Source organism: [Clostridium] symbiosum, from assembly GCA_036419695.1.
GTDB lineage: Bacteria > Bacillota > Clostridia > Lachnospirales > Lachnospiraceae > Otoolea > Otoolea symbiosa_A.
Map to the genome: position 1 here is coordinate 2,110,096 of CP143946.1, position 14,593 is coordinate 2,124,688.

10 protein-coding genes are annotated in these 14,593 nt (G+C 51.2%); 8 read left to right on the top strand and 2 right to left on the bottom strand.

What is annotated here, in order from left to right:
• Positions 1-39: 39 nt before the first annotated feature.
• Genes V3C10_09695 through V3C10_09710 form a run of 4 tightly spaced genes read left to right on the top strand, consistent with a single transcriptional unit; the run spans position 40 to position 5,038 of the window.
• Positions 40-672 (top strand): TetR/AcrR family transcriptional regulator, encoded by a 633-nt coding sequence (locus V3C10_09695; protein WVP64057.1) that lies wholly within the window; start codon positions 40-42, stop codon positions 670-672.
• A 4-nt stretch (positions 673-676) separates the two neighbouring features.
• Positions 677-1,417 carry an ABC transporter ATP-binding protein gene (locus V3C10_09700; GenBank protein WVP64603.1) on the top strand — a complete coding sequence of 247 codons (741 nt, stop codon included), beginning with the start codon at positions 677-679 and terminating at the stop codon, positions 1,415-1,417.
• Positions 1,418-1,451: 34 nt separating this feature from the next.
• Positions 1,452-3,803 carry an FtsX-like permease family protein gene (locus V3C10_09705; GenBank protein WVP64058.1) on the top strand — a complete coding sequence of 784 codons (2,352 nt, stop codon included), beginning with the start codon at positions 1,452-1,454 and terminating at the stop codon, positions 3,801-3,803.
• A 14-nt stretch (positions 3,804-3,817) separates the two neighbouring features.
• Complete coding sequence (locus tag V3C10_09710; GenBank protein ID WVP64059.1) at positions 3,818-5,038, top strand: HlyD family efflux transporter periplasmic adaptor subunit; 1,221 nt, start codon at positions 3,818-3,820, stop codon at positions 5,036-5,038.
• 99 nt (positions 5,039-5,137) lie between these two features.
• Here V3C10_09710 and V3C10_09715 read toward each other — a convergent pair whose 3' ends face one another.
• Positions 5,138-6,460 (bottom strand): acetyl-CoA hydrolase/transferase C-terminal domain-containing protein, encoded by a 1,323-nt coding sequence (locus V3C10_09715; GenBank protein ID WVP64604.1) that lies wholly within the window; start codon positions 6,458-6,460, stop codon positions 5,138-5,140.
• 308 nt (positions 6,461-6,768) lie between these two features.
• Entirely contained in the window at positions 6,769-7,362 is a 594-nt protein-coding gene (locus V3C10_09720; protein ID WVP64060.1) for a TetR/AcrR family transcriptional regulator, read from the bottom strand.
• 337 nt (positions 7,363-7,699) lie between these two features.
• Here V3C10_09720 and V3C10_09725 point away from each other — a divergent pair, with 337 nt between their 5' ends.
• The 4 genes from V3C10_09725 to V3C10_09740 all read left to right on the top strand — a co-directional run bounded on the left by V3C10_09725 (position 7,700) and on the right by V3C10_09740 (position 14,339).
• On the top strand, positions 7,700-8,341 hold the full coding sequence (locus V3C10_09725; GenBank protein ID WVP64061.1) for a cytidylate kinase-like family protein: 642 nt from the start codon (positions 7,700-7,702) through the stop codon (positions 8,339-8,341).
• 133 nt (positions 8,342-8,474) lie between these two features.
• On the top strand, positions 8,475-9,413 hold the full coding sequence (locus V3C10_09730) for a cell surface protein (GenBank protein ID WVP64062.1): 939 nt from the start codon (positions 8,475-8,477) through the stop codon (positions 9,411-9,413).
• 19 nt (positions 9,414-9,432) lie between these two features.
• Positions 9,433-11,667 carry an MMPL family transporter gene (locus V3C10_09735; GenBank protein WVP64063.1) on the top strand — a complete coding sequence of 745 codons (2,235 nt, stop codon included), beginning with the start codon at positions 9,433-9,435 and terminating at the stop codon, positions 11,665-11,667.
• A complete protein-coding gene (locus tag V3C10_09740) occupies positions 11,664-14,339 on the top strand; it encodes a hypothetical protein (protein WVP64064.1) in 2,676 nt (891 codons plus the stop codon). Before V3C10_09735 ends, V3C10_09740 begins: the two co-directional genes overlap by 4 nt.
• Positions 14,340-14,593 lie beyond the last annotated feature (254 nt).

Below are 14,593 nucleotides of genomic sequence, written 5' to 3' on the forward strand. Positions count from 1 at the left end.
ACATATCGCTCCACCCTTATACAGAAAGGAAGTCTGCAAATGAATGACCAGTTCTATGATCTTCCCGAGGAAAAGCAGCTCAGAATCATCAATGCAGCCCTCGAAGTATTTTCCAGAAACGACTACAAACATGCGGTGACGGATGAAATTGCCAGAAAAGCCGGTATTTCCAAGGGTCTGCTGTTTTATTACTTCCATAACAAAAAAAGTCTCTATCTGTTTCTGTTTGAATACTGTTCGAAAATGGTGACTTCTCAGGTGCTGGATGAACAGTTTGGCAAACTGACCGATTTCTTCGAGCTGTTGGAATATGCAGCGCAGGAAAAACTGAAGATACTGAAGCAGACCCCCCATGTACTGGAGTTTGTCACGCGGTGTTTTTATCTGGAAAAAGAGCCTGTAATCGAGGAGCTGAACCGCTCGATCTGTAATTTTATTGGTGAAGCTTACGGCATATTTTTTGAAAAAATCGACCGCAGCCGATTCAGGGAAGGAATTGATCCGATGGAAATCTGTAATATGATAACCTGGATGGTTGACGGCTATATCCATGACAGGCAGAGGGCCGGTCTGCCCCTGGACATAGAGGAAATGATGGGAAACTTTTACAGATGGGAAAGGTGGTTCAGGGAGATTGCTTATAAAGAAGAGTATCAGGAACAGGATTGCTAACGGAATGGAAGCCGCGGGAAACAATAAACTGGACGATAATTCAGATATTGTATTAAAAGCCGAAAATCTCTCCATGCGCTACGAGACCGGGGAGGTGGCGGTGGATGCATTAAAAAATGTTTCTTTTGAGGTGAGAAAAGGTGAGTTCATCGTAGTCCTGGGACCTTCCGGCTCCGGGAATTCCACGCTGCTGAATGTAATCGGAGGCATGGATCGGCCTACCTCGGGAACGATGCGGTACGGGGGGAGAACGGTGACGGACAGCACGATGGATCAGCTTGCCGTTTACAGGCGGGACGTGGTGGGCTTTGTCTTTCAATTTTTCAACCTGATTCCATCGCTGACGGCCGGGGAGAATGTGGAACTGGCCGCCTCACTGTCCAGAGACGCAATGGCGCCGGATGAGGCGCTCGCCATGGTGGGGCTTAGCGAACGGGCGGGCCATTTCCCTTCCCAGCTATCAGGAGGAGAGCAGCAGAGGGTTTCCGTAGCAAGGGCGATTGTAAAGAAACCGGCGCTTCTGCTCTGCGATGAGCCTACTGGAGCGCTGGACAGTAAAAACAGCATTGCCGTTGTAAAGCTGCTTCTGGAGGTCAGGGATAAATTGGGATGCCCGGTGCTTACGATCACCCACAATCCGGAGATGGCCCGCGTGGCCGACCGGGTGTTCCATATGAAGGATGGGGAACTGGTACGCACGGAGGTAAATGGATGGCCATGCGGCGCAGAGGAACTGGACTGGTAACTAACGGAAGAGAGAATTCAAAGGGGGGCATGATATGACAGGAATTTTGTTTAAAAAAATGCTGCGTGATATCAGGGGCTCCCTGTCCGCTTATCTGTCATGTATCCTGATTGTCATGCTGGGTATGTGCGGATACAGTGTACTGGAACTCTGCTATGACAATCTGGTCGAATCCAGGGATGCCTTTTTCAGGAAGACCAATTTCTGCGACGGCTTTGCGGACACTGCAGATGCCGGCCTGCAGGCTGCTTCGCAGCTGGAAAGTCTGGACGGCATCGCGCGGGCGGAAGGCAGACTTGTCCGGAATGTGGAGCTGGCCGGCGTTACGGGGCAGGCGGAGCTTCATCTGGTGTCCTGGTCGGAGGGGCAGATGAACCGGCCGTTACTTACAAGGGGGACGATGCCTGCGGAGGGGAAACAGGAATTAATTCTGGGGGAGAGTATGGCGGAAGCCAGGGGACTGAAGCCGGGGGATACAATTCACATTGTGGTAAATGGCAGAAAAGTTCCGATGAAAATAACGGGAATCGGCACGACACCGGAAAATATTTATATGATCCGCGACATGAATGAACTGTTTCCAAGCCCTGGAACATACGATGCCGCATTTGCATCATACCGGACCGTTTCACGTCTCCTGGGAAAAGAGGGCATGGCGAACAGTTTTCTGATGCGTCTGGATAACGGGGTTGAATGGGAAACAGTTGAAAAACAGGTGGAACAGCTTATGGATGCCTATGGTCTGATATCGGCCTATAAAGGAGAGGATCAGACGGGAGCTGCCATGGTAGGGGAAGAGATTAAGCAGCTGGAGCGGATGTCCGGAGCGATCCCCTTTCTCTTTCTGGCAGTGGCGTCAGTTGTCCTGTACATAACACTCAGCCGCATGATAGAACAACAGCGGACGCAGGTTGGAACGATGATGGCCCTGGGAATTTCAAAATGGCGGATACGGCTTCACTATCTGGGATATGGGGCGTTTGTAGGCGCTGTGGGAGGGCTTCTGGGAACATGCGCGGGTTATATTCTGGCAGAGCCGATGGCAGACTTCTACCGGGTGTATTTTAAGCTTCCGTCGGCCTCCGCCCCTCTTTCTGCCACTTACTTTGCAGTGGGAACGCTGGAAGCAGCCGCCTTTTGCGCGGGAGTTTCGTGGCTTTGCGTCGGTTCCCTGTGGAAGCTGATGCCGGCCGCGGCCCTTCGTCCGTCCGCTCCGGAAACCGCCGGAAAGTCGGTCCTGGAAAAAATACCGGGCTTGACAAAACTCCTGACAATACCAGGACTCATGGGAGTCAGAACCCTTGCCAGAAATCCGGGAAGGACCTGCTTTTCCCTGGCAGGGATGGCGGCGGCTTATATGATAACGGCTACACTGGTATCTATGAATACGGTGTTTGACATCTTTATTATCAATTACTGGGAAAAGACGCAGAGGCAGGATATTATGGTATATTTCAGCCATCCCGTCGGCCGCAGCGACGCGTTCGAGGCGGTTCGGGATCCGAGAATCCGGGAGGCGGAGGGAATTATCGAATTTCCCGTGACTCTGGCCGGTCCCGATGGGAAAACAGACTGCACGCTGCAGGCGGTTCCAAAAGACGGTCAACTTATCAAACTGTACCGGGCCGGAGGGCAGCAGGTATATGTGAGGGATGAGGGGATTATCCTGTCGGAACACATGGCGGAAATATTGGGAGTGAAGAGGGGGGACATGATAGAAGTGCGGACATCCTACCCGGATAAGGGGGAGACAAGTACGGTGGTCACGGATATCATTGCCCAGTATATGGGAAGTCTGGCCTACATGTCTTATCAGGGAGCCGGGAAGGTAAGCAGTTACGGGGATGGTTTCACCGGGGTATACCTGAGGGCTCCGGACGGTGTGCTGGAGGATTTGAGGGAGAGGCTGCAGGGAAAGGGAACCGTATCGCTGATTCAGAGCAGGCAGGAGAAGATGGAGCAGTACCGCACGGTTATGGGCAGTATGAGCGGAATCATGTTTTCCATGTCACTGGTGGGTGTGGCAATCGGCTTTGCGGTCATCTATGTCAGTTCCCTGATCCGCTACGAAGAATTGAAGCGCGAGCTGTCGGTTCTGATGCTGCTTGGATTAAACAGCAGGGAATGCCTGGATGTGCTTTCCTCCGGCCAGTGGATCCTGACGGCGGGCGCCGTTATCCTGGGAATACCGCTGGCATTTTTGGCCAGTCTTCTGATCACGGCCACGATGTCGGGGGATATGTATACGATTCCGAATTTTCTGGACGCAAAGGCAATCCTGGCGGCGGCTGGTCTGACGGCCTGCTCTTCATTTCTGGGTTCTGCGGCAATGCTCTCAAAACTGAAAAAAATACTTCCGGCTGAATTTTTGCGGGAACGTGAATAGGGGGGAACCGTCATATGAAGAGGAAATACAAAAAAATTCTGGCAGCGGTGGCTGTGATGTTCTGCCTGGCGGCGCTTGGGCTTATCATGATGAAGCCGGCAGAGGCGGATGCGGAGAAAGTCGGGTATGGGAACCTGGAACGGAAGTTTACGGTCCAGGCCGAACTGACGCCGGTCCACAGTATGATTCTGAGCACCCCGTCGGCCGGGAGCGTATCGGATATTCCCTATAAGCCGGGAGAACAGGTAAAAGCGGGAGAGGCGCTTCTTAAGACCGAGACAGCCCAGGAAATCAGCCTGGATCTCCAGAGGGAGCAGTTAAAGCAGCAGATGAGTAAGGCAAAACAGGAATATGACTGCCTGTACGGAGCGGGAGGAGAGGCACAGTCTGCCTATGATGCGGCGGACAGTGCCTACCGCCTGGCAAAGAAAAATTACGAGGACGGCAGGATCCTGGCGGACAGCGGTTACCTGTCCCAGACAGAGTTAGAGACGGCGCGGACGGAGATGGCACGGGCTTATCAGCAGTATGTCCAGGCCGGGGAGATCAATTCGGAGAAGCAGAAGAACTATCTGAACGAGCAGATCGCATCCTGCGAAAGGCAGCTCGAAACACTGGAAGATGCGGTCGGCCCTACCTCGGTTGTGATGCCGTTTGACGGAATCCTGTGGGAAGTATATACGGAAAAAGGGGCCTATCTGGCGCAGAACCAGGCGGCCCTCAAAGTCTACCGCGCAGATGAAATGAAACTGTCGGCTTCCGTTCTGGCGGAGGACGCGGCGGGACTCACCGTTGGGATGGAGGCCGAGGCGGTGTATCCCGATGGGGTAGAAGGAAGGGCAACAGTGGCATTTATAGCCAGAACTGCGTCAAAAGCAATCTCATCCACAGGACTGGAAGAGAGCCGCTGCCAGGTAGAACTGGATCCCAAAGGACCGGACACCATGACCCTGATGCAACGGTTCGGAGCCGGGCAGCAGGCGGATTTGACGTTTCATATGGTAAAAGCAGAGAATGTTCTGACCGTTCCCATATCTGCGGTGGTGCCGGACGGAACCGATACGGTCGTCTATAGAGTGAGGGCGGGAAAGGCAGAGGCCGTGGCGGTGAAGGCAGGAACGACAGAAAGCGGAAGAACGGAGATACTGGAAGGCCTGACGGAGGGGGATGTGGTTATCTCGGATCCTTATGATACGGGGATTAGGGATGGAAGCAGAGTGAAAACAGTATTTTAAAGAAAAGGGCAGGGCCGGTAATGGCCTTGCCCTTTTGCAGTATCTATCTGGACCGCTGGTTAGTTCCAGGCCGTCTGTGCCCGTTTCCGGCCTTGTCTGTTACAAAAAATTCTCTCTTGCATACTTCATAAGTTCTTCCCTGAAATCGGGATGTGCTATCGCGGCCATTGCTTCGGCCCGCTCCCGCAGGGATAAGCCGGACAGCTTTGCCACGCCGTATTCCGTCGCCACGTACTGAATCATGCTCCGGGGCGCCGACACCACGCTGCCGCCTGGAATGAAGGGGACGATATTGGATTTGAGGGATCCGTCCTTCTTTTTATGCGTGGAGGCAAGACAGATGAATCCCTTGCCGCCTTCGGAGCGGAAAGCGCCTTCCAGGAAATCGAGCTGTCCGCCTGTACCGGAGAGCTGGCGGCTGCCCGCAGATTCCGCATTTTCCTGGCCCATCAGGTCGAGTTCCACGCCGCCGTTGATGCTGATTACATTCTTCATCCGGCTGATGCGCTCAGGGGAATGGACGTAGTCCACGTCGCCCGGGTGAAAGAGCTCCGGTTCCTCATCAAGCCAGTTGTACAGCTCCTGTGAACCCATGGCAAGATTCCATGTAGAGTAGCCCGCGTCAAATTCCTTCCTCTTATTGGTCAGCTTGCCGGCTTTGTGCAGCGCCAGGAAGGCGTCGCTGATGGTCCCCGTATGACAGCCCAGATCCTTCCGATCCGATTCGGCGAGCATCCTGGCAACCGTAAACGGCACGCCGCCGACGCCGAGCGAGAGAACGGCTCCGTCCGGGATCTCATTTACGACATGTCTGGCAATTTCAATGTCGGTGGGAGACGGTTCCCGGTAGGTACGAAGAGGGAGGGGTTCGTGTTCCCCCTCGACGATAAAGTCCGCTTCGGACAGATGGACACGGTGGGAGCCGTCCACACCCTGGAGTCTCGGAAGGTGTTCGTTAATCTCAAACACGACGGTCCGGGCTTTTTCAAAAATGGTCCGCCACGCATAGTTTGAGATGCCAAGCCCGCAGTAACCGCTGTCATCGGGCGTTGAAACAGGCACAAAGGCCACATCGACGCGGATGTGACTGCGGTAAAGCTCGGGCAGCGAACGCAGGATCATCGGGATAAAACGGCATAAACCACGGCTCTGAAGCTTTCTTTCATAATCGCCGATGTGCCAGCTGTAATAGGTAAATGCACTTTGTTCCGGATCGCATTCCACGACCTCAATGCGGGGACGGATCACCAGGCCGCCGCGGATCTTCACATCCTTTAATTCTTCTTTCCGACCGGCCAGCGCCCTGTCTAAAAGCTCCGGAAATCCGGCGCCAAAACCGTAATCCACCCAATCACCGGAGCGGACCGCTTTCGCTACGGCAGCTTCCGGGGTTACAAATTTGTTCCTGTAATCATTTAACATAGTCTGGTTTCCTTCCCTGTCTCTTTTGCGTGTAATGCGATTCATTTTCGCATCCAGCCCATAGGGCTTTTTGTATGATAGAAGTTTCCTGTGATATAAAAATGCCAGTCCGCAAAAAGCTTTGCGGCTGGCGCTGCGGGTTCAAAACTGCCGCCCGTTTATTATAACTTAGAACCATGTTTTTTTCAAGATATGCTTCGCGATGTGCAGAAACGGCAAAAAACCGGTTACTGTTCACAGGCAGTATTCCGCGAAGCGTGTTATTGTTCGCAGCACAGCAGCTTTTAGCTGGGGTGTGAACGGTAACATCAGTCCTTTTCCAGGACGCGGATTCCCTTCAGAATCACTTCTTCCGTCATAAAGGCAAGCTCTTCGGCAGTTTCCTTCATGCCGGTGCCCAGCCAATACTGGACCATTCCGATACAGCCCGACACGATAAAGGAATAATATGCGTCGAAGGCATCGGAGTTGCGCAGAGATTTCAGGGCCTTCCAGTCGTTGAGGCATTTCTCACGCACGATATGTTTGAGGCGGTTTACAAAATTCAGATCCCCGTTTTCCCCGATCAAAATCGAGACAATATCCGCATTTTCCTGCACGAGGGGATAGAGCTCCGCAAAGATCAGCGAAGGCCGGGACAGGAGATCCTGGGCCTGGTGATGGTTCAGCATGTCCTCAAGGTCTTTCAGCAGTTCATTTTCAATCTGCTCCATCAAATCAAAAACATCTTTATAATGCAGATAAAAAGTACCGCGGTTGATGTCCGCCATATCGGCGATTTCTCTTACCGTAATATCCTGGACCCGTTTCTCTTTGAGCAGGGAGGTCAGGCATTCTCTCAACATGCGGCGGGTCTTCCTGATACGCCGGTCAACATTCTCCTCTTTTTTTTCTTCTTTCATAACGTTTCTCCTTTTACAGCCGTCCGGTATATCCATCCCGGGATTTTCATGCGGATAGAACCGAAAACATGAAAATATCCAGCGCTTGATTGGTCTCCGGATTATTCTCTCCTTCTTTAATAAAATACTTCTTAACGGCATCTTAACAACTGTCTCTTTTTGTCTATTTTGCACAAAAATCATTGATAATGAACATAATTGTTGAAAGTGTCGGTTAATAGATTAAGCGTAAAAAAATGATTATTGTATAAATCCCCATGAGTTAGTATAATGCATTATAGCTTAGAAATAAACAAATGTCAATTATCATATTTGATGTTGCTTAGGAGGAACAAAGATGAAAAAAATCGTTATTTCCATAGGGAGGGAATTCGGCAGCGGCGGAAGACGGATCGGGGAGCTGCTGGCGAAAGAACTGGAGATTCCGTGCTATGACAGACATTTAATAGAGGAGGCGGCCTGCTGCAGCGGAATTGAGACAAAGGAGCTGGAGGACGCCGACGAGATGAAGGCAAACCGCTTTCTGTTCAAGGTGCCTGCCAAGGCCAATCCGTTTACGGGTTATGGAAAACCGATGAATGACACACTCTTTGCGATACAGTCCGGGCTGATTAAAAAATATGCAGACAAAGGCTCCTGCGTCATTGTGGGCCGTTGTGCGGATAAGGTGCTGGAGGATTGTGACGGGCTGATATCCGTATTTATTTACGCTCCGCTCCAATCGCGCGTTCAGGAAGTCGGAAAACGCTATGAGACCGATGAAGAGGAGGCCCTCTATCTGGTCCGTCAGGCGGATAAAATCAGACGGAATTATTACAACTATTATACAAAGAAGAAATGGGGAGACAGGAGCAGCTACGATCTGATGATCGACAGCAGCCATTTCTCGGAACGGGAAGTAGCGGCCATGATCCGGGCCCTGGTAGAGGAAAGAAAAGCCGCCTGGGAGGAAGAAAAATTTTCTTCACCAGAGAAATAAAAAACCGGCAGAACGGCAGAGGATATAAGCCGCATAATATAATTTAGCAGAATTTACAGTATGGCATTCATAACAAGATGCGGCCTGATGCAGCGGAAGCCGCAGGAACAATGCAGAAAGAGTGGGAGAGCAGATGGATAAGAACAGGATATTAAATCGTGACAATCAAACAGATTCAGGGAAAATAAAGAAAAGAAAGATGTTTGCACAAGCGGCTCTCTGCCTGGCGTTCACCCTTGGAACCGCAATGCCTGCGCTGGCGGATGGCGGAAGCTTTCAGCAGAACGGCGAGGGCCGGTGGATGTACATAATGCAGGACGGCGCGGCAGCGGCTCCGGGCTGGATTCAGTCCGATGGAAACTGGTACAGAATCGGAGACGATGGATTCAGGCAAACCGGCTGGATTATGGAAGGAGACGCCTGGTATTACCTGGATGAGGCGGGAGTGATGGCAACGGGCTGGAAGAGCATTGACGGAAAACACTACTATTTCCGCGACAACGGCACGATGCAGAACAGTACGCTCAGGAAAGACGGCACCCAGTATACCTTTAATGCGGACGGAAGCTTTTCAAGCGCCAGAAAAGAAAAAAATACGGGCGGCGGAGCCTATCCGGTGGCCTTTTACAATACCGAGCTTCAGGCGCTTTCGGATAATTTAAACGAGCTGAAAGAGGATTCGTTCGAAGGCGATGAGGAAGAGGACTATTACGAGGACGATAAAAAGAACTACGACAAGGATGCAAGTTACATTATAAACGGAAAGCTCCAGGAGATTGCGGAGCACCGTCTTGCCATGGCAAGGACGAAGGGCTATGGAAGCGGGAAGATACCGGATGAGGGAACTCTGGCCGATTATCTGAAATCGATTGGATATAACAGCGGCAGACGGATTATGGAAGTTTATCTGATGAACTGCGACGGGGCCGATGCGGCGGAAGAAAAGCTTTTGAGGAGTCATGACAGCGATGAAAAAAAGAGGTCTGATCGGGCTGTCTACTATAAAGAGATGGGGATTGCCCATGAAAAGGTCAATGGAAAAGATTATTTTATGGTCGTTTTCATGAGGTGACGGACAGGAGCAGGTAAACATGAGACTGAAATTTTTACATGATAAAAGAAAACAGCTTGAAGAAAAAAAAGGCACCTTCTCTCTTCCTGTATTTATCATCGAGAGAAGCCGGCTGATAGAGATTGTATTTGTGGTGGCGGTGCTTCTTTCCATACTGGCTGCGCCCTTCGTCAATATCAATTATGACCTGACCAGATATCTTCCGAAGACGGTCCAGTCCAAAGCCGGACTGGATCTGATGGAAGAAAAGTTCGGATATCCGGGAACCGGAAGAGTCATGATAGATGATGTGACGCTTTACGAGGCAAAGCAGTACAAGGATAAGCTGGAAAAGGTGGACGGGGTCGACCAGATTATGTGGCTGGACACCGGCACCGACGTCTTTTCCGCAGACGCCTTTATCAATTTTAACAGTATCGATGATTATTACAAAGACGGTTCGGCGGTTATGGACATCGTATTTGAAAAGGGAGATACCAGCCGGAAGACGTCGAAGGCCATCGATGCAATGAAAGAAATAACCGGGGAAAAGGGGCATTATGTAGGTATGGCGGTACAGAATAAGTCGCTTGCCGAGAATGTGACGAGGGAGATGAAGATGATTCTCTCGCTGGGCGTGCTGATGATTTTCATTATCCTCTGCCTGACCACGAACTCCTGGTTTGAACCGGTGCTGTATCTGATTGTCATGGGAGTGGCGATTCTGATTAACAAGGGCACCAACATTTTCCTGGGAGAGATATCGTTCCTGACGAACAGCGTGTCGGCCGTACTTCAGCTGGCGGTATCCATGGACTATTCGATTTTCCTGATCCATGCATTTACCAGGGAGAAAAACAAGGGGCTTGATCAGATGGAGGCCCTGACCAATGCCATCAACGAAGCTCTGAACTCTATTTTTGCCAGCAGCCTTACAACCATTGTGGGATTTATCGTGCTTACCTTTATGAAGTTCAACATCGGCTTTGATATGGGCATTGTATTGGCGAAGGGAATTGTATTCAGTCTTCTGACTGTCGTATTCTTTATGCCGGCCATGATTCTGAGGCTGACGCCGATGATTGAGAAGACCGGCCACCGTTCCTTTATGCCGAGTTTTGATAAACTCAGCCGCGGGATTTACCGTATACGGTACGGAGTCCTGATCTTCGTGGCGATCTTCGTCATTCCTGCCTACACGGCCCAGAATATGAACAGCTTTCTGTTCGGCAACGACGCCGTAGGCGCCAGCGAGGGTACAAAGGTATACGACGATGAACAGCTGATTAATTCGAAATTCGGGCGCAGCAATATGATGATGGCGCTGGTGCCGAATACCTCGCTGATCGATGAAAAGGCGTTTACCGACGATGTGGAAGCGCTGCCCTATACAAAATCCGTGACCTCCATGGCCGGATCCCTCCCGGACGGCGTTCCGGAAGAATTCCTTCCCGCGAGCATCACGGAGAAGTTACATAAGAACGACTATTCCAGAATCCTGATTTACGTTAGAAGCAAAGGTGAAAGCAAACTGGCTTACCAGTGCTCCGACGATATCCAGGGTCTGCTTAAAAAATATTACCCGGAAGAGTCTTACCTGGTGGGAACGACGCCGTCGACACAGGACATTGAGACGACAATTACAAAGGACTACAGCAGAGTCAATATTTTATCCCTGCTGGGCGTTTTCTTCGTCGTCATGTTCAGCTTTAAATCGGTTATCATCCCGGTTATCATTATGATTCCCATCGAGGTGGCGATTTTCATCAATATGGCGGTTCCTTATATTAAGGGAGATACGATGATATTTATGGGATACATCATCGTGAGCTGTATCCAGCTGGGAGCCACGGTCGACTATGCGATTCTGACGACGAACAACTACCTGGAATGCAGAAAAGAGGCGGAGAAAAAGGAGGCGGCCATCCAGGCGCTGAACAGAAGTATTCCCGCCATTCTGACGTCCGGCTCTATTCTGACGATTGTGGGATATATACTCTATAACATTTCATCCGTGGCCGCCATCGGTGACCTGGGGCATCTGATAGGAAGAGGCGCCTGGATGAGTATGATTCTTGTATGTACGCTGATGCCGGCGTTCCTCGTTCTGTTTGACCATGTCCTGATGGATAATGAGTTTGAAAGAATCAGGAAATTCTTTGAACGCAGACGGATAAGACGGCGTGAGCGGCTTAAAACACTGGCGGGAAAAGTGACGAAAACCAGAAAAAATGACAGTGATGATGAAGATGGTAAGGAGGCCCGAAAGTCATGAGACATAGAAGAAAAACAGCAGTATTGATGGTGGCGGTCACGCTTTCCATGAGCGTGGCGTCACCTGTCAGGGCGGCGGCTCCCCGTGTTCAGGTCGATGAGACAATGTATGTCAATATGGACTATTATGGAAAAACAACAACGGTCAACGTCGTGAAGGGCTGCAGCACAAACGGTGTGGAGCAGTACACGGATTACGGCGTTTATGACAAGGTTGTCAATATGACGGATAAGACGGAACCAAAGCTCGGGGACGGCAGCGTCACCTGGCAGCTTCCGGAAGGAAACAAACGGTTTTATTATCAATGCACCATGCCGGAGGGCTCGGTGGATCTGCCGTGGACCTTTGACATTTCCTATAAATTAAACGGTGTGGAGGCCGAAGCTTCCAAGCTGGCCGGAGCATCGGGACTCGTGGAGATCAATGTGAAGGCATTTGCCAACAAAAATGCCAGAGCCTATTATAAAAACAACATGGTACTGACCGTGGTGGTTCCGGTCGATATGGAGAAATGCTACAGCGTGGATGCCCCGGGTTCCCAGCTTCAGTCAATCGGCAATAATACGGTGGTTCTGTTTGCGGCGCTGCCGGGCGAAGACGGGGACTATACGGTGCGCATTGGAACTGATAACTATGAGAGCGTGGGCGTTGTCATGATGATGGTCCCGGGCACAGTGGATGCGCTTAATAACATCAAGGATTTAAAAGAGGCGAAGGATACCTGGCGTGAAGACGGGGATAAAATGTACGACAGCATGAATGAACTGCTGCGTTCGATGGAAGCCATGAAGACCGATGTAACCCAGGTCAGGGGCGGACTGAACGCCCTCGACAGTGCCAGGGGGCAGATAAACGGAAACAGAAAGCAGATTGAGGCCCTTTCCACCCAGGCACTGAATGATTTGGCCTCGGTGACGGAACAGACTTCGAAGGTGATTCCCTACCTGGAAACGGCCAGGAGCGCGGTAACCGATATCAATGCAAATATGGATGCCATTTATAATACGATGGAAGACACCCAGGATGAACTGGACCGTCTCTACGACCGCCTGGGCGGGCTTAAGAGCTCCTTAAACTCCATGTCGGACCGGATTAGCCAGGGAATTACGCCGGAAGAGCAGAAGCAGCTGGCGGCCGCAATCAGCCAGCAGACGGCGGAAATCCAGCAGATTCTTGAAATCCTGGGCGGACAGCTGGGAGGAAGCACAGGCGCCTACAATCTGGCGGCCGCAGACCTTGAGGAGCTGGAAGAAAGCCTGGAATCGGCGGATTCCTTCCGTTATAACAGAAAGAAAAAAGCGGAGGCCGCTTCTGACAGTTCCGGAGCAGCGGATAACACTGGCTCTGCTGATCATGCAGGAACAGCCGATAAGTCCGGCTCCGTCAACAATACCGGAGCAGCGGATAACACCGGCTCTGATGATAATGCCGGAACAGCCGACAAAGCCGGAGCAGCGGATAACACCAGTTCTGCCGATAATGCCGGAACAGCCGACAAAGCCGGAGCAGCCGATAACACCAGTTCTGCCGATAATGCCGGAACAGCCGACAAAGCCGGAGCAGCGGATAACACCGGTTCTGCCAATAACGCAGGAACAGCCGACAAAGCCGGAGCAGCGGATAATTCCGGCTCTGATGATAACGCAGATACATCTGACAAATCGGGAGGATCCGATCATTCCGATTCTACTGATACAGCCGATAAATCGGGTTCCCCGGAGGACGCAGACATTCAGGCTTTTGGCGCAGTGGACATTCAGGCTTTTGGAACGGCAGCCGATATCAATACACTTTCGGGGGGACCTTCCGGACTTCCGGGAAGCGGCGGCGTCAGTGACGATGATTTTGAGACGTGGAGCGAAGAACTGGATCCTTATGCAGACAATGTGGAGGAAGTTCTCCAGTCGCTTTCGGGAACGTCTTATCCGGCCGAGGTCGGAGCCATTCTTCAGAAAATCCAGGCCATGATTGGCGATGGCACGGCAGTGCAGCAGTCGGCGGGCCAGGTAATCGGAAAGATTAACGCCGTGTGCAGCGACGTGGGAAATGTCGGTTCCAAGACGGCATCCACCGTATCGGCTCTCAGAAGCGTTACGGATGAACTGATCAATCTGTTAGACGACACCAGGGTCCTGATTGACACTGCGGACAGCTATGTTCCCTCCATGCTGGATGCGCTTTCGGATACGCAGGAACTGATGAACCGTCTGACCAGGGCAATGGGCAGCACGCATGATATGCTGAGCCTGGTCAATTCCACGATGATAGCCGCAGGCGATTCTCTTGACGCAGGCACGAAGAACAGCCTGGAAGGCCTTCAGGGACTGCTGGATAAGAGCCTGACCACGCTCGACAGCATCACATCGGTGAGGACGGCCAGCGAGGGAATGAAGGATACACTGGACGAACAGCTGGACAAATATGAGGATGAAAATAACTTCCTGAACATGGATCCGGAGGCCGATAAGATTTCCTTTACTTCCTCCAAGAACCCGTCGCCCCACAGTCTGCAGATTATACTCAGGACAGACGAAATAAGCGATGACGACGAAGCCACCGATATTTCCGATATGGAAGATGCGGAAAATGAGGAGGCAGGCCCGTTCACCAGAATGTGGAGAGTGATTACAAAAATATTCCATGCGGTGATTGATATTTTTACAAACAGATAATAGAAGATGCGCAGGGGGCAGCCGGAAAGCGGATGCCCCCTGTTGGTTTTTAAGCGGAATTTGCAATGGCCTAACCGATATTCATATGTCGATATTTCAAAAAAATACCGAAATAAACTCCTTGCATAAAAACGGATGTATATTATAATAGTAAAGTAAAATGTAATTATCCCGCGAGCGGGATTCTTTGTTTCAAGTACGGGCGGCTTTGCCGCATAAAGATAAAGGCCTTTCTGGCAGAAAGATGGTAAATA

What these genes read in the sequence shown, in the direction of transcription:
- V3C10_09695 (WVP64057.1), top strand. Translation starts at nt 40, where the DNA reads ATGAATGACCAGTTCTATGATCTTCCCGAGGAAAAGCAGCTCAGAATC.
- V3C10_09700 (WVP64603.1), top strand. Translation starts at nt 677, where the DNA reads ATGGAAGCCGCGGGAAACAATAAACTGGACGATAATTCAGATATTGTA.
- V3C10_09705 (WVP64058.1), top strand. Translation starts at nt 1,452, where the DNA reads ATGACAGGAATTTTGTTTAAAAAAATGCTGCGTGATATCAGGGGCTCC.
- V3C10_09710 (WVP64059.1), top strand. Translation starts at nt 3,818, where the DNA reads ATGAAGAGGAAATACAAAAAAATTCTGGCAGCGGTGGCTGTGATGTTC.
- V3C10_09715 (WVP64604.1), bottom strand. Translation starts at nt 6,460, where the DNA reads ATGTTAAATGATTACAGGAACAAATTTGTAACCCCGGAAGCTGCCGTA.
- V3C10_09720 (WVP64060.1), bottom strand. Translation starts at nt 7,362, where the DNA reads ATGAAAGAAGAAAAAAAAGAGGAGAATGTTGACCGGCGTATCAGGAAG.
- V3C10_09725 (WVP64061.1), top strand. Translation starts at nt 7,700, where the DNA reads ATGAAAAAAATCGTTATTTCCATAGGGAGGGAATTCGGCAGCGGCGGA.
- V3C10_09730 (WVP64062.1), top strand. Translation starts at nt 8,475, where the DNA reads ATGGATAAGAACAGGATATTAAATCGTGACAATCAAACAGATTCAGGG.
- V3C10_09735 (WVP64063.1), top strand. Translation starts at nt 9,433, where the DNA reads ATGAGACTGAAATTTTTACATGATAAAAGAAAACAGCTTGAAGAAAAA.
- V3C10_09740 (WVP64064.1), top strand. Translation starts at nt 11,664, where the DNA reads ATGAGACATAGAAGAAAAACAGCAGTATTGATGGTGGCGGTCACGCTT.